We start from the raw sequence: 21,885 nt of genomic DNA, 5'->3' as shown, positions 1-21,885 counted from the left end.
TGACCATAGATTTTTGTGCCTGGCATCAGGACGCTTATCACGTGCAAGCGCCCTGCTCAGCCAATGTGATCAGAAGGTCTTGATCTCGGCTTCTCCATGCTGCATTGCACGGTAGGCTGCAAAATCCTGCTGACCACTGCGTGAAGCCAGAAAACGACGGTAGCTCTGCTTGTCCTGCTCGGAAAGCTCAGCATTCGGCTCGCTGACGCCATCCAAGCGAATGACCACAAAGTCACCACTATCGAGACGTACACTGCCATAAGTCGGCGTGTCGCTCGTTTCAGGGCGCGGCATGCGGAACACTTGCTGCAACACGGCAGGCTCAACACCTTCCTGATTGCGTGCCGCGGCCTCGGTGGCCTGCCATTGGATCGCCTGCTGACCGCCGTCACGTAGGGTGCTCAGCAGGCGCTGGCCTTCTTCGCTTGCTCTCTCAGCCGCCTTGCTGCGACGGAGCTGGACAAGAATGTCTTCCTTTACCGTATCGAATGCCAGCGTTTCAGGCTGAAGGTGCTGTTTGACGCGCACCACAACGGTGGTTTCCGGGTCCAGCTCGATAATGCTGCTGTTGGCACCATCAACCAGAACTTCGTCGCTGAACGCCATCTGAATGACCTGACGGTTGGCAGTAATCCCGCTACCACCCTCACGACCAAAGGCTTCGGTGGTTTGCACGACCAGACCAAGTTCCTGGGCAGGCTGGGCCAGATCGGATGACTCGAAAGCCGAGTCTTCCAGCTGCTTGCTCAGCTCAACAAAACGCTGCTCAACCTGTTGCGCCTTGAGCTCACGTACCAGCTCGGGCTGCAGACTTTCCAATGCAGGAACCTCAGGTGACTGAACGCCCAGAAGCTTGATCAGATGCCAGCCGAACTCCGAGCGTACCGGCTCCGAGACCTGGTCTTGAGCTAGCGCATAGAGCGCATCCTCGAAATCAGGATCGTAAACACCGGGACCGGCAAACCCTAGATCACCGCCCTCGCTGGCAGAACCGGGGTCTTCAGAAAACTCCTTGGCCAGCGCTGCGAAATCTTCGCCAGCAGCCAGGCGCTGGGCGATCTCCTCGACTTTGGCCTTTGCTTCGGCGTCGCTTGAACTGTCCGACTCAATCAGGATATGCGCGGCTCTACGCTGTTCCGCCAGGTTCGCGATACGCTGCTGGTACAGGCTCTGCACCTGCTCATCAGTAACCTCGACTTGATCGAAGAAGGACTCTTTGTTCAGCTCGATGTAGTCAAGCACGACCTGTTCGGGCGAACGGAAGCGGTCCGTATTCTGCTCGTAGTATTCAAGCGCCTGCTGCTCGGTGACTTCCACTGCTGCGTCATCTGCATGCACCGTAACGATCGCAAAATCACGAGTTTGCTGTTCAAGACGTGCGAAGTGCTGAATTTGCTCATCGGTGACGAAACCGGAAGCGCCGATACCTGCCTGGAGCTGACCTACCAGCATGTCCTGACGGAGCAATTCGCGGAACTGAAGCCGTGTGTAGCCCAACTGCTGGATGAACTGATCAAAGCGTCCGGCGTTGAAAACGCCATCGACAGCGAATTCGGGTGTTTGCAGGATCAGCTGATCGAGGGCTGTGTCGGAAAAGGCAAAATCAGCCTTCCGTGCACCCTGGAGCAGCAAGGTCTGATCGATGAGCCCGCGAAGAGCGGACTCGCGAATCAGTCGGTCATCCAGCAACGCAGGATCGAAATCGCCACCCAGCTGCTGAACCAGCTGTCGGCGCTGCATATTCACTGCCTGGTTAAGGGCGTCCAGCGAGATTTCCTCGCCATTCACTTCAGCAGCATTACGGCTATTGCCAACCGTGCTGAAAATGGCCTCGAAGCCCGTCAGCGCCAGCAACATGACGATGATGCCGATGATGGTTTTGGCAATCCAGCCTTGTGAATTGTCCCTGATATTCTGAAGCATGCATCCCCCAGGAGTCAGCTGCGCAAAATCACGGCAGCAAGGGTGGAATCCGGATAAAAAAGAAAGGCGCATCCGGGGATGCGCCTTCTCGGAGCTTTTGGAGCGATTGGGCTTGATTTCAAGCCCGACTGCAACAGGCATTGCCTACAGGACAACCGCTCCATGGCAGGGCCAGAATGAACTGACAACCGGCCGGATCGAAAGCGCTTAGTTAACAGCGTCTTTCAGAGCCTTGCCAGCCTTGAAGCCCGGAATCTTGGCTGCGGCGATATTGATCGGCTTGCCGGTCTGCGGGTTGCGGCCAGTGCGTGCGGCGCGCTCTTTGACGGCAAAAGTACCGAAACCAACCAGCACCACGGAGTCACCAGCCTTCAGGGCGCCAGTGACGGATTCAATCACTGCGTCCAGCGCGCGGCCAGCAACAGCTTTCGGGATATCAGCAGATGCGGCGATGGCATCGATCAGTTCCGACTTGTTCACTCTAAGTCCCCTTATTTCTGTTGAGTCGTATCTATAATTTTGGGTGTAGGCAAAACGGTGCTGAAACGCCAGCGACACGAAGGGCCGGTTTATATCAAGGGCGCCGAAAATATGTCAACAAAGCCTTTCAGACTAATGCGTGCTGATTCGCTCCTTGGAATCAGACTCGCGCTTATCTTCCTTTGCAACAATATCGGGAGCCGCGTCAGGCAAGGGCTCCGGCGCGTATTGCAGCGCAATTTGGAGGACTTCGTCAATCCACTTCACCGGTTTAATCTGCAGGTCCTGCTTAATATTCTCAGGAATCTCTTTCAGATCACGCTGATTCTCCTCGGGAATGATCACCGTTCGGATGCCACCCCGGTGCGCGGCCAACAGTTTTTCTTTAAGCCCACCAATGGCCAGTACCTGTCCACGCAGTGTTATTTCTCCGGTCATGGCAACTTCTGCCCGAACCGGGATCTGCGTCAGAGCCGATACCAGCGCCGTACACATGCCAATACCGGCGCTTGGACCGTCCTTTGGCGTCGCCCCTTCTGGAACATGAATATGGATGTCCTGTTTTTCATGAAAATCAGGGGCAATACCCAGGCTGGCGGCACGGCTACGCACCACCGTTAGCGCTGCCGTGATGGATTCACCCATCACATCTCCCAGGGAGCCGGTCTTGGTCAGGCGGCCTTTGCCCGGAACCACGGCAGCTTCAATCGTGAGCAGCTCGCCACCGACCTGGGTCCAGGCCAGACCGGTTACCTGACCAACCTGATCCTGCAACTCGGCAAGGCCATAGCGGAACTTGCGTACACCAAGGAAATGCTCAAGCGTCTCGCAGGTGACAGTCACTGTGAAAGTCTTCTGGGCAGCATGCTCCTTGACCACCTTGCGACAGACCTTCGCCACCTGGCGCTCCAGACCGCGAACACCGGCCTCGCGGGTGTAGTAGCGAATAATGTCGCGAATCGCATCTTCGTCGAACTGCAGCTCGGCCTTCTTCAGGCCGTTGGCCTGGGTCTGCTTGGGCACCAGATAGCGAATGGCGATATTGATCTTTTCGTCTTCGGTATAGCCTGGAAGACGAATAACCTCCATGCGGTCGAGCAAGGCCGGCGGGATGTTCATTGAGTTGGCGGTACACAGGAACATCACATCCGACAGGTCGTAATCGACCTCAAGGTAGTGATCATTGAAGTTGTGGTTCTGCTCCGGATCGAGCACCTCAAGTAACGCCGAGGCCGGATCGCCACGCATATCGTTGCCCATCTTGTCGATTTCATCGAGCAGGAACAACGGGTTGCGCACGCCCACCTTGGTCATTTTCTGAATCAGCCGCCCCGGCATCGAGCCGATATAGGTACGGCGATGACCGCGAATTTCCGCTTCGTCCCGCACCCCACCCAAGGCCATGCGCACGAACTTGCGGTTCGTCGAGCGAGCGATGGACTCGGCCAGAGAGGTCTTGCCAACGCCGGGCGGGCCGACCAGGCAGAGCACCGGCCCCTTGAGTTTCTTCACGCGCTTCTGCACGGCGAGGTATTCGAGGATGCGATCCTTGACCTCTTCCAGACCGTAATGATCGGCATCAAGCACTTCCTCGGCCTTGGCCAGATCCAGGCGGACCTTGCTCGCAGCCTTCCACGGTACGTTGACCAGCCAGTCGATGTAGGTCCGCACCACCGTGGCTTCTGCCGACATCGGGGACATCTGCTTGAGTTTATTCAGCTCGGTGGTTGCCTTGGCATGGGCGTCCTTGCTCAGGCCGGCATTCTCGATGCGCTTTTTCAGGTCATCGATTTCGTTGTGGCCTTCGTCGATATCGCCCAGCTCTTTCTGAATGGCCTTCATCTGCTCATTCAGGTAGTACTCGCGCTGGCTACGTTCCATCTGTTTCTTGACGCGCCCGCGAATGCGCTTTTCGACCTGGAGCAGATCGATCTCGGCATCCAGCAGCGCCATGACATGCTCGACCCGCGCCGGCAAATCGGTCACTTCCAGAATGGCCTGCTTCTGCTCGATCCTGAGCGCCATATGGGCTGCCATGGTATCGACCAGACGCGCCGGCTCGACAATGCTCGCCAAGGACGAAAGCACCTCTGAAGGCACCTTTTTCCCAAGCTGAACATATTGTTCGAACTGACTCAGCAAGCTGCGGGTAAAGACTTCGGCTTCACGCGCCTCAATGTCCGCCTCATCGATCAGCGACACCTCGGCACGACAATGGTCCTCGACCTCGATAAAGCGCTCCATCGCGCCACGCTGCTCGCCTTCAACCAGTACTTTGACGGTTCCGTCCGGCAACTTCAGCAACTGCAATACGGTCGCGACGGTTCCCACACGGTACAGACCGTCTTCGTTCGGATCATCGTCCGCCGGGTTCTTCTGGGCCACCAGCAGGATCTGTTTGTCGCCTGCCATCGCCGATTCGAGCGCTTCGATGGATTTTTCACGGCCAACGAACAGCGGTATCACCATGTGCGGGTAGACCACGACATCGCGCAGCGGCAAAAGGGGCAATTCGATGGTTGTCTTCATAAAAATTCAGCTCTACGACGGCCATACGGCAGTAAACGGGAAACACCATGCCGGCTAAGATGAGGGCACGCTGGGCAAAAAACAAGGATGGGTAGAAATGCAAAGGGGCCGAAAAGGCCCCTTTGTTTGTTACGCGTCCGGCGCAACCTTGGCGGGTGGCTCGCTGTTCTCGTAAATCAGCAGCGGTTGCGAGGTCCCCTCGATAACGCTCTCATCGATCACCACCTTGCCGACATCCTTCTGCGAAGGAATCTCGTACATGGTATCGAGCAGAATGCCCTCGAGAATGGAGCGCAGACCACGCGCTCCGGTTTTGCGTTCCAGTGCGCGTACAGCGACTGCCTTGAGGGCGTCCGGGCGGAACTCCAGCTCGACACCTTCAAGCTCGAACAGCTTGGCGTACTGTTTGGTCAACGCATTCTTCGGCTCAGTGAGAATCTGCACCAGTGCGGCCTCATCCAGCTCATCCAGCGTCGCAATCACCGGCAGGCGGCCAACAAACTCGGGAATCAGGCCGAACTTGACCAGATCATCCGGCTCGACCACGCGCAGCGATTCACCGATCTTCTTGCCGACGTCCTTGCTGCGAACTTCAGCGTTGAAACCGATGCCACCCTGAGTCGAGCGTGCCTGAATAACCTTTTCCAGGCCGGCAAAGGCACCACCACAGATAAACAGGATATTGCGTGTATCAACCTGCAGAAACTCCTGCTGCGGATGCTTGCGTCCACCCTGCGGCGGAACCGAGGCAACCGTGCCCTCAATCAGCTTGAGCAGCGCCTGCTGCACACCCTCGCCGGAAACGTCACGAGTGATTGAAGGGTTGTCGGATTTGCGCGAAATCTTGTCAATTTCGTCGATGTAGACGATGCCCATCTGGGCCTTTTCCACATCGTAGTCGCACTTCTGCAACAGTTTCTGGATGATGTTCTCGACATCCTCGCCCACATAACCGGCTTCAGTCAGCGTGGTCGCATCGGCGATAGTGAAAGGCACATTGAGCAGCCGCGCCAGGGTTTCCGCCAGGAGCGTCTTGCCGGAACCGGTCGGGCCGATCAGCAGGATATTGCTCTTGCCCAGCTCGATCTCATCCTTCTTGTCGCGCTGGTTCAAACGCTTGTAATGGTTGTACACAGCCACTGCGAGGATTTTCTTAGCGCGCTCCTGACCAATGACGTACTGGTCGAGAATGCCGCTGATTTCCTTGGGCGCAGGCAGTTTTTGCGCGCTGCTTTCGGCTTGGGCTTCCTGCACCTCCTCGCGGATGATGTCGTTGCACAGGTCGACGCACTCGTCGCAGATAAAGACCGAGGGTCCGGCAATCAATTTGCGCACTTCATGCTGGCTTTTGCCGCAGAAAGAGCAATAGAGCAGCTTGCCGGAATCCTCGCCGTTACGGGTATCAGTCATTCGATCGATCCAATCGGGAAGGCTTGAAACACAAGATGAAGGCATTCATGGGCTTTTTCAAGCCCATGTACTAGCCGGATATCGCAAGAGCAGCGTGGTCAGACCGCCAGCTGGCGGCGGCTTAGAACCTGGTCGATAAGACCGTACTTGACGGCTTCCTCGCCACTCATGAAGTTGTCGCGGTCAGTGTCGCGAGCAATCACTTCCATCGGTTGGCCGGTATGCTCGGACATGACCTTGTTCAGGCGCTCGCGGATCGTGAGGATCTCGCGGGCGTGAATCTCGATGTCCGAGGCTTGGCCCTGGAAGCCACCCAGCGGCTGGTGAATCATCATCCGCGAGTGCGGCAGGCAGTAACGCTTGCCCGCAGCGCCGCCAGTCAGCAGCAACGCGCCCATGCTGCAGGCCTGGCCGATGCAGATGGTCGATACGTCCGGCTTGATGAACTGCATGGTGTCGTAGATCGACATGCCAGCAGTCACCGAACCGCCCGGTGAGTTGATATATAAGTGAATATCCTTCTCGGGGTTTTCAGCCTCGAGGAAGAGCATCTGCGCCACGATCAGGTTGGCCATGTAATCTTCGACCTGGCCGACCATGAAGATCACCCGCTCCTTGAGGAGGCGGGAATAGATGTCATAGGCGCGCTCACCGCGCGCAGACTGCTCGATGACCATCGGCACCAGACCGCCAGCGGCCTGGATATCCGGAGCTTGCATAAATGAATTACGGGACATGTCCAGCGATACTCCCTATGTCATGCCTCAAATACATAAGCCAGCACGAGGCTGGCTTATGTGTGTTGTGCTTGATCGGTTGAAGAAGATCAGGCCGCTTGCGGTGCTTCCGCGGGCTTGACGGCTTCCTCGTAAGAGACCGCTTTGTCGGTCACCTTGGCCTGCTGCAGAACAGTATCTACAACTTGCTCTTCGAGCACAACCGAACGCACTTCGTTCAGTTGCTCGTCGTTCTTGTAGTACCAGGACACAACCTGTTCGGGCTCCTGATAGGCCGAAGCCATCTCTTCGATCAGCTCACGAACGCGCGCATCATCAGGCTTGAGCTCGAACTGCTTGACCACTTCAGCAACGATCAGGCCGAGAACGACACGACGCTTGGCCTGCTCCTGGAACATCTCTGCCGGCAGCTGTTCGGGCTTGATGTTGCCACCAAACTGTTGAACGGCCTGAACGCGCAGACGGTTCACTTCGTTGTCGATCAGCGCCTTGGGCACCTCGATCGGATTGGTGCTGACCAGCCCCTCCATGACCTGGTTCTTGACCTTGGCCTTGATGGCCTGACGCAACTCGCGCTCCATGTTCTTCTTCACTTCGGCACGGAAGCCTTCGAGGCCGCCATCCTGCACACCGAACTGGGCAAAGAATTCGTCGTTCAGCTCCGGCAGTTGAGGCGCTGCAACACTGTTTACGGTAACCGTGAACTCGGCGGTCTTACCGGCCAGATCGAGATTCTGATAGTCCTCGGGGAAGGTCGGCGTGATCACGCGCTCTTCGCCAGCCTTGGCGCCCACCAGAGCATCTTCGAAGCCCGGAATCATGCGGCCCGAACCCAAGACCAGCTGGGTACCCTTGGCTGAACCACCTGCGAAGACTTCGCCATCGATCTTGCCGACGAAATCGATGTTCAGCTGATCGCCGTTCTCGGCGGCGCGCTCGACGTTCTCGTAGCGGGTGTTCTGCTTACGCAGGATATCCAGCATGCTATCGACGTCAGCGTCGCCAACCTCGGCCTGCTGGCGCTCGATCTCGATGGAGTCGAAACCTTCAACCTTGAACTCGGGGAACACTTCAAAAGTGGCAACGTACTCAAGATCCTTGCCTTTCTCGAATACTTTCGGCTCTACGGCAGGTGCACCGGCCGGGTTCAGCTTTTCAGCGACGACTGCTTCGTAGAAGGTAGCCTGGATCAGATCACCCAGCGCTTCCTGACGCGCAGCGGCTTCGTAGCGCTGGCGAATCACGCTCATCGGTACCTTGCCGGGACGGAAACCTGGGATCTTGGCACGGCTGGCGGTCTGTTGCAGACGCTTGTTGACTTCGGTCTCGATGCGCTCGACCGGCACGCCAATGGTCATGCGGCGCTCAAGAGCGGAGGTGCTTTCAACAGAAACTTGCATGGATTTTCCTCGTTGCACAGACATAAGCCGGGCGTTCCGGCCCCAGAATGGGCAAGCATTCTAGTGGCTCAAATGACAGAAGTCACCCCGCTCTGACGATGCGTGCATATAAAGTGGGCATACGATGCATGGGCGACCGCACCGCATGAGTAGCTGCTGGCTGCCTATACATGGAGCAGACGCAGCGCGACATCAGGCCTGCCTGTGCGACGAAGAACACCTGGGTTTCATGCTTGAAAAACGAAAGGTGGCATCCCCAAACGGCGACCGTGCGCTGGACACAGGCTGGGACGCTCAAAACCGCATGATCTCAAGGATTCTCCGATTCAAGCGTATTCTCCGAAGATTATCCTCACGATCATGCGGAAGCTGGCTGGAAAAATCGGGATGCAGCCGTTGATCCACATCGCATGGCAGTCGGGCCTCCAAGTGATGCCAGCGATCTCGCAACCACCCGCTTCAATCTTCAAACAATGGACCGCAAGCGTGCCCAATGGGCTACGCCAGCCATTCGGATAGGCCTGCTGTGGCAGGCGAATCACATTGCGCGCCAAGAGTTCGAGCGCTAAATTAATCGGCACTTCATGCCGATCAAACTGCAAATGACCACACCACGCTCCTGCCCCGCCCTGCTGCTGGACCATCAGCTCTGCTTCGCCCTGCATTCCACCTCACTGCTGATGACCAAGGCCTACAAGCCCATGCTGCAAGGCATAGGCCTCACCTATCCGCAGTATCTGGCGATGTTGGTGCTCTGGGAGGGTGACGGCATCACCGTAGGCGATATCAGTGCCCGCCTGCTCAGCGATCCGGGCTCGCTGACGCCACTGCTCAAGCGCCTTGAGGGCGAGGGTCTGATCACCCGAACCCGGCGCAGCGACGACGAGCGTGTGGTTGAACTGCGCCTGACCGACAGGGGCCGAGCGCTTCAGAGCGAGGCAAAGTGCTTCCCCAGCAATATCCTCAATGCCAGCGGCCAATCCCCTGAAGCCATTGGCGCGCTAAAAGACCAGATCGTCGCACTGCGCAACGCCCTGCAAAAACTCGTCTAATCCCGACACCAGGCATTAATACCGGGAATCCCCGGGGCAGGGAAAATTGCCGACATATATCTTGCGCACAAACTAAATAGGCACTAACCTTTTCTCGCACGCACTTAATTGGCACACACGCTTTTAACGGACTGGAGAATTCTCATGCAAAGCATCACGGCTCTTTACACCGCTACTGCCACTGCCACCGGAGGCCGCGACGGTCGCGCCGTTTCGTCTGATGGCCACCTCGATGTGAAATTGACCACGCCTCGCGAACTGGGCGGCCAAGGCGGTGACGCCACCAATCCAGAGCAACTGTTCGCGGCCGGTTATTCGGCCTGCTTCATTGGCGCCCTGAAATTTGTCGCCAGCCAGCAGAAGCAAGCGCTCCCTGCCGACGCCTCGATCACAGGCAAGGTTGGCATTGGCCAGATCCCCGGAGGCTTCGGCTTGGAAGTGGAGTTGCAGATCAGCCTGCCCGGCCTGGACCGAGATTTGGCTCAACAACTGGTCGATGCTGCGCACCTGGTCTGCCCGTACTCCAACGCCACCCGCGGCAACATCGACGTGCGTTTGGTGCTGATCTGATCAGGCGGGGACGCTGCAGACACCGGAGCGTCCCCCTTCGATCAGCTCGTCCCTCCCTCTTCAACGCCGCGGCGCCCGGGTGGAGCATTGACCGAGATACGGGAGCGAGTCGCTGCTCGCTTCTGGGAGTTCGTGTGGCCTACATGCCAAAACCAGTTGCCGGGGAGCTTGCAAAAAGCCACCGGCAAGTGGTTCAGAGTTGGTCGAGCAGCACCGTCGCCTTGGTGAAGGTTTCGATGTTGTCGATTAGCTGATCCAGGCATTTGGCCGCCTCTTTCGGATCGCCTGCCGCAATCGCTGCAGCAACGCCAGCGTGTAGCCGAGCCATCTCGGGCAGATCGGCAGTCTGTTTGTAATGCAGGTACCAGAAGCGCCGGGAAAGGCCGTTGAGCGAGCGCAAAGCACTCTCTGCGAACTCGTTTCTTGCCGCGACCAGGCACAGTTCGTTGAACTCGCGGTCCGAGCGCATGAAGGTGACATCGTCGTTATTGATGGCCACCGCATTGAACTCGTCAGCCAAGCGCGCGAAGGATTTCCGTTGCTGCTCATTTGCTCGCTTGGCGGCACTGCGGCATACCAGCCGTTCGATCTCCCGACGGGTTTCGATCAGCCTCAGCTGTTTGCCGATATCGATGGGCGGAATCAGCAAGCCGCGTTGCGGCATCACCAGGATCAGATGCTCGCGCGCCAGACGTTGCACGGCCTCCCGTAACGGTGTACGGCCAATGCCGGTCATCCCGCTCAGTGACTGCTCGGAGATAAGCGTTCCAGGCGGAATACGGAGCGTGACTATCGCCTCCTCGAGCTGCTGATAAGCGATATCGGTGAGCTTGGCTTTTGATTTCCCTGTAATGCTGGGAAGCGGCGTTACTGCGGTCGAGCTGCTGTCCATTCGGCTTTCCTTTAAATCCATTTGCAGCATAGCAAAAGTGGAATGCGATCAGCTAGACTAATATATCAGCTGTACATCGAAGGATATAACAATGACTCAGAAATCGATGGATGCAAGCCGGATGACCGTACTCGCAGTGCATGGCATTCAAGGCACCTCTGCTGCGTGGAACGCTGTCGCCGAAGCCTGTGCGGCGCAGGCCCATTTCATTTGTCCCAACCTGCGCGGAAGAGCCGACGCTATCCGTGGCCAAGGTCCTGAGGACTATAGGCTGGATACCTTCAGCCAGGATCTTTTGAAGATTGCTCGCAATCAGCTCGACGACAGTCCTTTCATATTGGCCGGCTGGAGCATGGGAGTGTCGGTGGCGCTTGAATATCTGCGCCAGAATGAGGGGCCGCAACCGTGCGGGCTGATTCTACTCTCCGGCAGCCCTCGCCCCGGACTGGCCCCCTGGTTCAGCCAGCAGGGCGACCGGCTGCTGGTAGAAATCGCCGAGCGCGAAAAACGCCTGAACCTCGCCATGGCAGCGGATCACCAGGCAGTAGCCTGGACCTGGGAAGGGCTACAGGAAGTCGATCACACCGCCAGTCTTGGAGCCATCCGCCTTCCAACCTTGATCATCCACGGCGCTGCCGACCCGGACTCGCCTCTCGAACATGCGCGCTGGTTAGCTGATGGCATTTACGATGCCGAGCTGCGTGTCATCGCAGGCGCCGGCCATAGCCTGATGACGGAAAACACCGCCCTGGTGGCACAGCACATTCAAGCATTCATTACCAAACTTCATCACGCTCAGGAGCGACCATGAGAACCGAAGACCTTATTCACTTCTGCGCGCCCGGACGGCTGATCATCGGCAACGGCTCGCGCCACCAGTTACCTCAGCTGCTCGCCCGCCTGGGCTACCGCTCTGGTGTACTGGTCACCGATGCCTTCTTCGCGGAGCAAACACCTTGGGTGAGTGAATACATCCAGGCCGCAGACCGACTGGGCATCAGCACGGTGGTCTATGCCGGCGGCCTGCCCGACCCCACGATAGGGTTATGCGATGAAGCCACCGCCGTGCTGCGCGACCAACTGGGCGGCACGCAGCCAGACCACGTCATCGCATTGGGTGGCGGCAGTAACATCGACCTGGCGAAAGCCTTGGCCCTGACCCTGCCCCAAGGTCGGCCCATTACCGAGTTCACCGGCGACATTGGCGGCTGCAAGCCGCTCCCCTTGATCGCCCTGCCGACCACTGCCGGTACCGGCTCGGAAGCGACACCGGGAGCGATTCTGCTCGACCCTGAGAACGCGACCAAGATCGCGGTGATGGATAATGCGTTACGCCCGCAGATCGCCCTCATCGACCCGGAATTCACCTACACCTGCCCTCCTAGAGTGACCGCCGACGCCGGCATCGATGCGTTCACCCACGCCATCGAATCTTTCCTGACGCTGGACAGCGCCTTGTTCGACCGTGGCGGCAACCCTGATCCGGGCTACAGCGGCCGCTCACCACTGACCATGCTGTTCGCCAGGGAATCGATGCGCTTGTGCTTCGCCTGGATGGAACGCGCCTACCACCAGGGTGACGACACCGAGGCGCGCGTGGGTATGGCTTACGCCAGCATCTACGCAGCGTTGTCCTATGGCACCGCCGGACTCAACGCCGGCCACGGCATCGCCTACGCAGTGGCGGGCCAGACCCATAAGAGCCATGGCAGCACCAACGCAGTGATGCTGCCCTACGTGCTCGACGCGCTGTGCGAATCCCGCCAGAGCGAGCTGGCCGAGATCGCAGCGATGATGGGCTTGGCGACCAGCTGCCCCGACGAATCCGCGCGCCGGGTTCCGGTGGCGGTCCGCGCCATGATCGAGCGCCTGGACATTCCGACCGACCTAAAAACCTTCGGCATCAAGGAAGGAACGCTGGACGACCTGATCGCGGACGCCCTCGCCGTAACGCGGCTGGCCAAAGCATTCCCGGTGGCCGATCCTGCCCTCGCCTATCGTCAGATCGTGCTGAATGCTTGGGAAGGGCACCTCAGCGGCCAACCCTGATCGACCAAAGAAAAGGCGCTGTTCGAGTAAATCGAGCAGCGCTTTTTTATCCGTTTCGCGTAATTGCTGACTCGCCACCGACTTGCACCCTTCCAAGCCAAGCAACTGCATTCGTGGGGCCACTGCTTGCATGCCGGTTAACCAGAACGCAGTAAAGACCGACTGCAAACGGCCAGAAGCGGCCACTTGGGCGCGTCTAGGAAATCAGGGGCGATTCAATGAGCGTGTTTTCGCAGCAGAAGACTCGTTTCCCGCTTCCCCCCACTACCATGACAACCGCTCCCCGCTATATGCATAAAACCCACCACTCGCCTCAGGCCCCAGACCATCGATCACCCGCAACAGATCCTGCGCTGCATCGCTGGCGGGGCGGCCGATTTCGGCGCCGCGGAAGGGCTGGGACAGATTCGAATTCACCGTGCCCGGATGCAGCGCCAGCAGCACGGCATTCGGCTGGCTGCGGCGGACTTCGATGGATGCGGTTTTGGTCAGCATGTTCAGCGCTGCCTTGGAGGCGCGGTAGCTGTACCAGCCGCCGAGGCGGTTGTCGCCGATGCTGCCGACCTTGGCTGAGAGCATGGCGAGCACGCCGCGCTGGCGGTCGAGCAGGCCGTTGAAGTGGCGCAGCACCAGTGCCGGACCAAAGGTGTTGATCTGGAAGGTGGCGAGCAGCTGGTTCTGGTTGAGATCGGCGAGGCGTTTCTCCGGCATGAAATCGGCACCATGCAACACGCCGGCGGCGTTGATGATCAGGTGAAACGGCCCCTGCTCCGCCACGCTGGCTGCAGCCTGTTCGATGCTGGCGGGGTCGGTCAAGTCGAGGGGCGGTACGGTTGAGCGACTCAGGACAACGACCGAAGCGCAGCGCGAATCGCTGCGCAACGCGTCGACCAATGCGTCGCCAATTCCACCTGATGCTCCGATGACCAGCGCACGAAATCCTTCGGGGAATGATTCCAATGACATGACGATCTCCTGCAGGTTTACGGTCGACGGACGCCGGTTTCGTTGCGCCAGCGCGTGATATGGTCGGCGAGCATGTCGGCGATGGGCAGGCAGGCGCCGAGCCGGTAGAGGTTCCAGTAGTGCCCTTCCAGGGCGCGGTTGATCAGCAATGTTCCGGAGGCTGGTTGCAGGCTGCCGAGTGCGGACATCATCAATGGGAACAGCTCGGACAGCTGTTGATGCAGCGCCGCTTCGCGGAAGTCCCATTGCGCGTCGGGTTGTAGCAGTGGATGCAGCATCTGGTGGATGCGCCGGTACAGTCCATGCGGCGGCGTGCTTCCCGGCTGGCGTCCGCCTATGGCCTGAAACCCTGGCTCCAGTGCCTCGCTGGAGGTGGCACGCAGTGCTTCGAATATCTGCACATAGCCCGCCAGCAAGCGTGGTTCCAGACGCAGCACACTGCCGAAATCGTAGATCACAAGCTCGCCAGACTCGGTCCAGGCGAGGTTGCCGGGATGCGGATCGGTATGCAGCCGTTGCAGACCGAACGCCTGCTCGGCCAGCCATTCGCAAAGGGTTTCGGCCAGGCGCTGGCGCACTTCCGCCGGGGCCTGGTCGACCTCGGCCATGGAGCGGCCCGGCAGGTCTTCCAGCACCAGTACGCCGGGGAGGCAGAGTTCGCCCACAGCAAAGGGGATGCGGATCCCCGGCCAGCTGCTGAAGTGCTCACGGAAGGCTTCAAGATTGGCGCGCTCGGCATCGTAATCCAGCTCTTCGGCAATGGCGCGTTGCAGCTCGATATAGACCGCATCGAGACGCGCGGACGGCGTGCCGAACAACCGTCCCAACGGCATCAACCGACACAGCTGGCGCAGATCGGCATCGCAGATGGCGCGGATGCCGGGATACTGGATCTTGATGATCAGCGCTCTTCCCTGACGATCCCGGGCTCGGTGGACCTGGCCCAGCGAGGCAGCCGCGGCTGGCTCGGGCTCGATGGTTTCGAACAGCTCGTACAGCTTGCCGTCGTACAAGCGCTGCAGATTGGCTTCCAGCGCATCGAACGGCAGCGAAGGCACCTGATTCTGCAAGCGGGACAGGGCGGCGCTGATTGGAGCAGGCAGCAGATCCTGCCATTGCGAGGCCTGCTGACCAAGCTTCAGCACTGGGCCCTTCATCTGTCCAAGCGCATCACCCAGTAGTTCGCCGATGGGCACCCAGTCGATAGGCGCCTTGCCTGGGGTGATGCGCTGCACCAGCAGGTTGCCAGCAATGCGAACGCCGGTGCCGCCCAGTTGCAGAAAGCGGCCCAGCGCCGAAGCTGAAGGGCGAGAAAATCGAGGCATGCAGGCGACCCACGAAGTCAAAGCCCAAATCATGAGCCAGCCCAGAGCATGAGCCAAGGGAATCCTTATGATCATCGTGGATGGGCTTTCTTCAAGGAGACTGTCGCGTCAGCGCCTAACTATGCCGCTCTTTTCTCGACCTGCTGCTCTCGATCTGGGGTCAACAGCACGGTAAATCCGAGAGGGCTATTAGTAACCGAGCAAGCCCTGTCAGCCTCATAGCGACATGATTTAACCCATCATGAAGGTCCATTTTTGGCCGTTTACTGCCTGTCACTCCCTTTTGGTCGACTACCCTCAGCGGCATTCGCAGAATTCCGGGATCCCACCCTCGACTACCTGCACTCAACCCTGACTTTCCCTCAAGGCGCTGAACGAACCTTTGCAGATCGATGATCGCGCGGTGATGAGTTCCTTCACCGGTAATCCCGCTTTCATCCCGACATTTCACCTTGAACACCAGCGACTTTCCCTCGATGGCGGTGAGTTCGGCGTTCGCCGTAACCTTCATCCCGACCGGTGTCGCGGCGACTGGATACCTACCGTGCGCTGCGCCGTCGAGAGAAACGGGCGCAGCCCTTCGATGCAGGCCAGCTCGATGAATCCGATCATCATCGCGGTGGCCAGCACAGGCGGCATGTCGGCGAAGCCCAACCAGCTCGACGCCACCTGGGGAGCCGTGTCAGGTCGAACCCGCTCTTCAGTTCTGTAGGCTATTCATCGTTGGCGTTTCCCGCTGCGAGGTTCTGCTTGATGACGCAGCATGAAGAGTTCGCTCGGGTCGCAAACCAGCAGAGAATCGACCCGACGCAAACCATGGATGCGCCTTGCCAGAACGACAGTGAAAGCGGCGTACGCAATAGCATGGCCGCCAAGGCAGCAGACAGAACCGGGATGAAATACGAAGCGCCGGCGAGGATGGTGACATTGCCGTGCAGAATGCCGACGTTCCAGGCCGCATAGCCAAAGCCCATCGCGGAAGCGGCCATCACCAGATAGATCATGGCGTGGTAACTGAACGCCATCGACTCCCCGCCGATGGCAAGGTACTTGGCCCACAGTGCCAGCGCTGTCAGCATGAAGAACAGCGTGATGCCATTCTTGCCTCCGGCAGTGCGCGTGGTCACCGTGCAATACGCCGCCCAGATCAGAGCGCCAGTGAAGGCCAGGCCGTAACTGAGGGGGTTATCACGGATGTTCGCTGTCATCCCCCGCAAGTCCAGCCCCTGCTCGCCTCCCAGCACCCAACAGATCCCCAGAATAGCAATCAGGAAGCCTGGAACAATCAGCAGGTTGGTCTGTTGCCGGTTGAACACGATTGCCGCCAATATCGTGAACGCCGGCCACAGGTAGTTGACCATGCCAACCTCGATGGCTTGCCGGCTGCTGTTGGCGTAGCCGATTGACAGGGCGAGGCACAACTCGTACGAGACGAACAGCAGGCTCCCCCAGACGAGGTAACGCCGAGGAAACTCGCTTATTTTCGGGAAGCCAACCGTGAACAACAGCAGGACCGATGCAACGCTGTACATCATGGCGGCCCCACCGACCGCTCCGAGGCTCTCGCTGACGCCACGAATCAGACCGACGATAGAACTCCATAGCACAACTGCCACGAGCCCGATGAGCGTTGCTTTCCGCTGGTTCATTGCGTACCGCTTACATTCAGAAATCAAAGAAATCCCCCGAGACCAGGGGCGTTTGGCGTGCATTGAAGGCGCCACACCGCGTCGGTTCACTAGGAGACACAACTCATGTTTCAGGCTGCCGAACAGACGCCAGCTGCCGGACCGTACAGGGTGTCATTTGCCAGCGCGTCGTGCGTGATGCTGGTGAAGGTAGCGAGGTGCAGCAACAGAAAACGCCTCGCCGAATCAGTTTCAACGAGGCGTTTCGGGTTGAAGCATTGTTCTTAAATCAGTTGGAGACATCCTCCAGCGAACGTCCCTTCGTCTCAACGCCCAGGAAGATGATCAGCAGCGCTGCGAGGACAAAGGATATGGCACCCATCGAGAAAACCCCGCCCTGCCCCGTGATCGGCAATAGCACACCGACAATGTAAGGGCCAAGCAGCGCGCCGAAGCGACCGATGGACGAAGCGAAGCCGGTACCGGTGGCACGCAAGCGGGTCGGATACAGCTCAGGGGTGTAGGCATAAAGCACCGACCACATCCCGAACAGGAAGAACTGCATGAACAGACCCGCAGTGATCAACCATGCCAGAGGTGCACTGGTTGCGGCAGCCTGACCATAAAGGAAAGCCGAGGCAGCACTGCACAGCAGCATCAGCACGCAGGTGCCCTTTCGTCCCCACGCCTCAACCAGCCAGGCCGCGAAGATAAAGCCTGGTATGCCTGCCAGGGAAATGTAGACCGTGTAGAGCGCCGACTGAGTGGCCTCATACCCGGCATTCTGCAACAGCGCTCCCAGCCAGGCCGTGAGGCCGTAATAACCGAGCAGTGCGAAGAACCAGAGCCCCCACAGCATCAGCGTGCGTTGGAAATATTCACCCTGCCAGATCTCACGAAAACGTGCCTTGGCCACCAAAGCAGTTGCTGCGGCTTCCATGTTGCGCGTTACCACCGGCAAGGCGTTCATCTGCGCCGAGCGCATCACCGATGTCTCAAAGCGATCCATGGTCGTATCAGCTTCATCATTGCGCCCGACCTCGGCCAACCAGCGCGGCGATTCCGGCACATAACGACGCACGATGAATACGAACAGGGCCGGGAACGCCAAGGCGATGAAAATGCCGCGCCAGCCGATTATTGGCATGAAGAAGTAGGCAATCACACCAGCACAGATGAAGCCCAGCGGCCAGAACCCTTCGAGAATGGCGATGTAGCGGCCACGACTCTTGGCCGGCACGATTTCCGAAACCAGCGAAAGCCCGATGGGAAATTCCATGCCCATGCCGAAGCCAAGCAAAACCCGGAACCACATCAGCTGTTCGACGTTCTGGGCGAAGCCACACAAGAGACTCCCGACGCCCCAGAAAATCATGCTCAGCTGGAAAACCGGTTTGCGACCGTACCTGTCGGCAAGCATGCCGGCGATGGCCGCACCGAGGAACATGCCTACGAAACTCGAGCTGGCCAACAGGCCCGTTTGCGTCGAAGTGAGGGCGAATTCGGCTTTGATGGTGCCCAGCATGAACGTCATCATGCCCAGGTCCAGCGAGTCGAAAAACCATGCGGTTGCAATGATCGCGAAGAGCTTTCGTTGATAGCCGGACATAGGCAGCCGCTCGAAGCGGGCCGCGATATAGGCAATCGTGGTCATAGCTGTACTCCATATTTTGTTGTTGTCTGGAAGCTTGCACGCAACTGATATATTAGTCGCATTCAGGAAATACGCTAGCGCAATCTTGCCGCCTCACCTAATATATCAGTCGTGTACAACAACAAAAGCCGGAGAGCACCACCATGATGACCGAACGCCAGCGGAAATTTCGCGAAGAGTACAAAGCCGATATCAGCCCCCACTACAACGGGTTACTGCACGTCGCTGTGATGTATGGAGTGGGTCTCACAGCGGCCTGGTACTGCCTGACGCAGATCCAGGGCGCCACGTGGGAATGGCTGCTGATGGTTCCGGTGTTCATCGCCGGAAATTTCGTCGAGTGGTTCATGCATCGCTACGTCATGCACAAACGCATCGACGTCTGGGCATTGCGTGCCATTTACGAACGGCATACCCGTCAGCACCATCAGTATTTCACCGACGTCGAACCGACCATCGATTCCTCCCAGGAATTTCGCATCGTCTTCTTTCCCTGGCGTGTTCTGGCCACCTTGGGTGTGGCAGGTACCACGCTCGGCTATCTGACGACCTTGGTATTCAACGCCAACGCAGGCTTCATCGTGTTCCTGACGATGGTCCTGCAATACCTGATCTACGAAACCTTCCACTATTGCTGCCACGTGCATGAGAACTGGTTCGTACGTAACGTCCCGTTCATCAACACTATCCGTCGTCACCACACGGCTCACCACAACTGGGGGATCATGATGAAGTACAACATGAACCTCACCTTCCCCATCGCCGACTGGTTCATGGGCACCACGGACCTGCGCCGCGGCCTGCTTGGCCATCTGTTCAACGGCTACAGTGAAAAGCACGTCAAGGAAGAGCTGAAGCCGGTCATCGCAAAATTCCGCAAGGGCGAGAAGCATGTGACGCTCGACGGCCCGGAACTGAGTGACACCGACCTGGGCGCGATGACGGCGCGTTAAGCGAGGTTGAAGCGCAGGATGGGAGCAACCTCGCCCATCCTGCGCCGCATCAGGTATAGGTTATTGTCCTCGGTCAGAGGACTTTGACCGTCCTTGTCGCCATACCCTGAGTCGCGAGGCACTGCATGTCCCGTCACGATCGTTTCGATCCAGCCATCCGCTATCAGCCATACACCGGCGCAGCCGGTGGCTGGGGGGCGTTGCGCAGCGTTACCGGGCACTGGCTCGGTAGCGACAACGCATTGAAGAACATTCGCGCCCTGCTCAAGACCAACCAGCACGGCGGCTTCGATTGCCCCGGCTGCGCCTGGGGCGAATCCGCCGAGGCAGGGCCAATCAAATTTTGCGAAAACGGCGCCAAAGCGGTGAATTGGGAAGCCACCAAGCGCCGTGTCGACGCCTCCTTTTTTGCCCGCTATAGCGTCAGCCAACTGCGCGAGCAAAGTGATTACTGGCTCGAATATCAGGGGCGCCTGACCGAGCCGATGCGCTACGACCGCGCGAGCGACCGCTACCGTCCGATCAGTTGGGATGAGGCCTTCGCGCTGATCGCCGATCACCTCAAGCGCCTGGATACCCCCGATCAGGCCGAGTTCTATACCTCCGGACGTGCCAGTAATGAGGCGGCCTATCTCTATCAGCTGTTCGTTCGGGCGTTTGGCAGCAACAACTTTCCTGACTGCTCCAACCTGTGCCACGAGGCCAGCGGTGTGGCCATGACTCAGAGCATCGGAGTGGGCAAAGGCACCGTCAGCTTCGAGGATTTCGAACACGCCGACGCCATTTTCGTGCTCGGCCAGAACCCCGGCACCAATCATCCAAGGATGCTTGAACCGTTGCGCGCGGCGGTTCAGCGCGGCGCCCGCGTGGCGGTATTCAACCCACTAAAAGAGCGTGGCCTGGAGCGCTTCCAGAATCCGCAGAATGCCCTCGAAATGCTCTCCAACCGGGACCGCGCCACCAGCACCGCCTATTTCTGCCCCAACCTTGGCGGTGACATGGCGCTCGTCAGAGGCATGGTCAAATACCTCTGGCAATGGGAGCGCGATGCCCAATCCACGCAACAGCCCAGACTGTTCGATCACGCCTTCATCGCTCAGCACACCCATGGGCTCGACGCCTACCTGGCCGTCGTCGACGCTACTGGCTGGGAGCAGATCGAATCCCAGTCAGGGCTTTCACGCCGCGAGATCGAGCAAGCTGCACGTTTATATGCTGGCGCCGAACGCGTGATCATCTGCTGGGCCATGGGCATTACCCAGCATCAGCATTCAGTAGCCACCATTCAGGAAATCACCAACCTCGCCCTGTTGCGCGGCAACATTGGCAAGCCTGGCGCGGGCCTGTGTCCCGTGCGCGGTCACAGCAACGTGCAAGGCGACCGCACCATGGGCATCAATGAACGGCCAACGCAGGCGTTTCTCGATGCGCTGGAGCGCCATTTCGGCTTTTCCGTACCACGCCACCCAGGACACAACGCGGTCGCGGCGATCAACGCCATGCTCACCGGGCAGGCGCGCGTATTTATCGGCCTGGGCGGCAATTTCGCCCAGGCAACACCTGATTCAGTACGCACTCATCAAGCCCTGCAGAACTGTGAACTCACCGTTCAGATCAGCACCAAGCTCAATCGCAGCCATCTGACATGCGGCCGCGAGGCACTGATTCTGCCCTGCCTGGGGCGAACGGATATCGACCGGCAAGCCTGCGGCCCGCAGGCGGTGACCGTCGAGGATTCATTCAGCATGGTTCATGCCTCACACGGCCAGCTCGAACCGCTGTCACCCTTGATGCGTTCGGAACCGGCGATCATCGCTGGAATCGCCGCGGCAACGCTTGGCGCCAATCCGGTCGACTGGAACTGGCTGGTCGAGAGTTACGCCCGCATTCGGCAGCTGATTGCCGCGACCATCCCTGGTTTCACCGATTTTGAAACCCGGCTCAAGCACACGGGAGGCTTCTACCTGGGTAACGCTGCCTCCCGGCGCGAATGGAAAACAGCTGAAGGCAAGGCTGCGTTTCGCGCTCAGGCACTGCCCGATGAGCTGCTGCCGCAACAGATCCGCAGCCTGGGCGTAACCCCGGATCTGATCCTGCAAAGCCTGCGCTCACATGATCAGTACAACACCACGATTTATGGTCTGGAAGACCGCTACCGAGGCGTAAAGGGAATGCGCAACGTGATTTTCGTCAACGCCCAGGACATCCGCCGCTTGGGTTATGAGGCGGGGCAGAAAGTCGATCTGATTTCCCTCTGGAATGACGGCATCGAGCGCCGCGTAACGGGCATGATCCTGCTGCCCTACGACACGCCGCT

18 protein-coding genes and 1 pseudogene are annotated in these 21,885 nt (G+C 58.8%); 6 read left to right on the top strand and 13 right to left on the bottom strand.

Going from position 1 to position 21,885, the window contains the following annotated elements; translation table 11 throughout:
- Positions 1-69: 69 nt before the first annotated feature.
- From NAV32_RS16770 to NAV32_RS16740, 7 genes are all read right to left on the bottom strand, one after another.
- The gene (locus tag NAV32_RS16770) at positions 70-1,923 is read right to left on the bottom strand and encodes a SurA N-terminal domain-containing protein (protein ID WP_256053922.1); all 1,854 of its coding nucleotides are present in this window, start codon (positions 1,921-1,923) and stop codon (positions 70-72) included.
- A 207-nt stretch (positions 1,924-2,130) separates the two neighbouring features.
- Entirely contained in the window at positions 2,131-2,403 is a 273-nt protein-coding gene (gene hupB, locus NAV32_RS16765) for a nucleoid-associated protein HU-beta (RefSeq protein ID WP_003282502.1), read from the bottom strand.
- Positions 2,404-2,535: 132 nt separating this feature from the next.
- Positions 2,536-4,932, bottom strand: a complete 2,397-nt coding sequence (lon, locus tag NAV32_RS16760; RefSeq protein WP_256053921.1) for an endopeptidase La — start codon at positions 4,930-4,932, stop codon at positions 2,536-2,538.
- A gap of 129 nt (positions 4,933-5,061) precedes the next feature.
- The gene (gene clpX, locus NAV32_RS16755; RefSeq protein ID WP_256053919.1) at positions 5,062-6,342 is read right to left on the bottom strand and encodes an ATP-dependent Clp protease ATP-binding subunit ClpX; all 1,281 of its coding nucleotides are present in this window, start codon (positions 6,340-6,342) and stop codon (positions 5,062-5,064) included.
- Between the two features lie 98 nt (positions 6,343-6,440).
- On the bottom strand, positions 6,441-7,079 hold the full coding sequence (clpP, locus tag NAV32_RS16750) for an ATP-dependent Clp endopeptidase proteolytic subunit ClpP (RefSeq protein WP_256053918.1): 639 nt from the start codon (positions 7,077-7,079) through the stop codon (positions 6,441-6,443).
- Positions 7,080-7,168: 89 nt separating this feature from the next.
- The gene (gene tig / locus NAV32_RS16745) at positions 7,169-8,479 is read right to left on the bottom strand and encodes a trigger factor (RefSeq protein ID WP_256053917.1); all 1,311 of its coding nucleotides are present in this window, start codon (positions 8,477-8,479) and stop codon (positions 7,169-7,171) included.
- 326 nt (positions 8,480-8,805) lie between these two features.
- Complete coding sequence (locus NAV32_RS16740) at positions 8,806-9,081, bottom strand: hypothetical protein (protein ID WP_256053916.1); 276 nt, start codon at positions 9,079-9,081, stop codon at positions 8,806-8,808.
- On the opposite strand from NAV32_RS16740, the gene NAV32_RS16735 reads away from it, so the two are divergent.
- A complete protein-coding gene (locus tag NAV32_RS16735; protein ID WP_256053915.1) occupies positions 9,082-9,531 on the top strand; it encodes a MarR family winged helix-turn-helix transcriptional regulator in 450 nt (149 codons plus the stop codon). It abuts the gene before it with no gap.
- Positions 9,532-9,675: 144 nt separating this feature from the next.
- On the top strand, positions 9,676-10,101 hold the full coding sequence (locus NAV32_RS16730; protein WP_256053914.1) for an organic hydroperoxide resistance protein: 426 nt from the start codon (positions 9,676-9,678) through the stop codon (positions 10,099-10,101).
- Positions 10,102-10,294: 193 nt separating this feature from the next.
- Here the strand turns inward: NAV32_RS16730 and NAV32_RS16725 are convergent, their stop codons facing one another.
- On the bottom strand, positions 10,295-10,993 hold the full coding sequence (locus NAV32_RS16725) for a GntR family transcriptional regulator (RefSeq protein WP_256053913.1): 699 nt from the start codon (positions 10,991-10,993) through the stop codon (positions 10,295-10,297).
- 91 nt (positions 10,994-11,084) lie between these two features.
- On the opposite strand from NAV32_RS16725, the gene NAV32_RS16720 reads away from it, so the two are divergent.
- Together NAV32_RS16720 and NAV32_RS16715 are read left to right on the top strand one after the other, a co-directional pair.
- Complete coding sequence (locus NAV32_RS16720; RefSeq protein WP_256053912.1) at positions 11,085-11,804, top strand: alpha/beta fold hydrolase; 720 nt, start codon at positions 11,085-11,087, stop codon at positions 11,802-11,804.
- On the top strand, positions 11,801-13,042 hold the full coding sequence (locus NAV32_RS16715; RefSeq protein WP_256053911.1) for an iron-containing alcohol dehydrogenase: 1,242 nt from the start codon (positions 11,801-11,803) through the stop codon (positions 13,040-13,042). The genes NAV32_RS16720 and NAV32_RS16715 overlap by 4 nt, the downstream gene beginning before the upstream one ends.
- A 264-nt stretch (positions 13,043-13,306) precedes the next feature.
- On the opposite strand, the gene NAV32_RS16710 is transcribed toward NAV32_RS16715, so the two are convergent.
- The 5 genes and pseudogenes from NAV32_RS16710 to NAV32_RS16690 form a co-directional block, all read right to left on the bottom strand.
- On the bottom strand, positions 13,307-14,008 hold the full coding sequence (locus NAV32_RS16710; protein WP_256053909.1) for an SDR family NAD(P)-dependent oxidoreductase: 702 nt from the start codon (positions 14,006-14,008) through the stop codon (positions 13,307-13,309).
- Between the two features lie 17 nt (positions 14,009-14,025).
- Positions 14,026-15,333 (bottom strand): ABC1 kinase family protein, encoded by a 1,308-nt coding sequence (locus NAV32_RS16705; protein WP_256053908.1) that lies wholly within the window; start codon positions 15,331-15,333, stop codon positions 14,026-14,028.
- Positions 15,334-15,493: 160 nt separating this feature from the next.
- Positions 15,494-15,945 (bottom strand): annotated as a pseudogene (locus tag NAV32_RS17700) (thioesterase family protein).
- A gap of 101 nt (positions 15,946-16,046) precedes the next feature.
- Positions 16,047-16,982: an aromatic amino acid DMT transporter YddG gene (yddG, locus tag NAV32_RS16695; RefSeq protein WP_256053906.1), complete on the bottom strand. Its 936-nt coding sequence runs from the start codon at positions 16,980-16,982 to the stop codon at positions 16,047-16,049.
- 268 nt (positions 16,983-17,250) lie between these two features.
- The gene (locus NAV32_RS16690; RefSeq protein WP_256053905.1) at positions 17,251-18,615 is read right to left on the bottom strand and encodes an MFS transporter; all 1,365 of its coding nucleotides are present in this window, start codon (positions 18,613-18,615) and stop codon (positions 17,251-17,253) included.
- A gap of 143 nt (positions 18,616-18,758) precedes the next feature.
- On the opposite strand from NAV32_RS16690, the gene NAV32_RS16685 reads away from it, so the two are divergent.
- Together NAV32_RS16685 and NAV32_RS16680 are read left to right on the top strand one after the other, a co-directional pair.
- Positions 18,759-19,568 (top strand): sterol desaturase family protein, encoded by an 810-nt coding sequence (locus tag NAV32_RS16685; protein ID WP_256053904.1) that lies wholly within the window; start codon positions 18,759-18,761, stop codon positions 19,566-19,568.
- A gap of 125 nt (positions 19,569-19,693) precedes the next feature.
- Positions 19,694-21,885, top strand: a 2,192-nt coding sequence (locus tag NAV32_RS16680; RefSeq protein ID WP_256053903.1) for an FdhF/YdeP family oxidoreductase, incomplete at its 3' end; no start/stop codon positions are given.

The organism is Stutzerimonas stutzeri (assembly GCF_024448695.1).
In the GTDB taxonomy this organism is placed as follows: Bacteria; Pseudomonadota; Gammaproteobacteria; order Pseudomonadales; family Pseudomonadaceae; genus Stutzerimonas; species Stutzerimonas stutzeri_T.
Note: the sequence above shows the minus strand (reverse complement) of the source record. Positions and strands in the feature narration are given on the sequence as shown.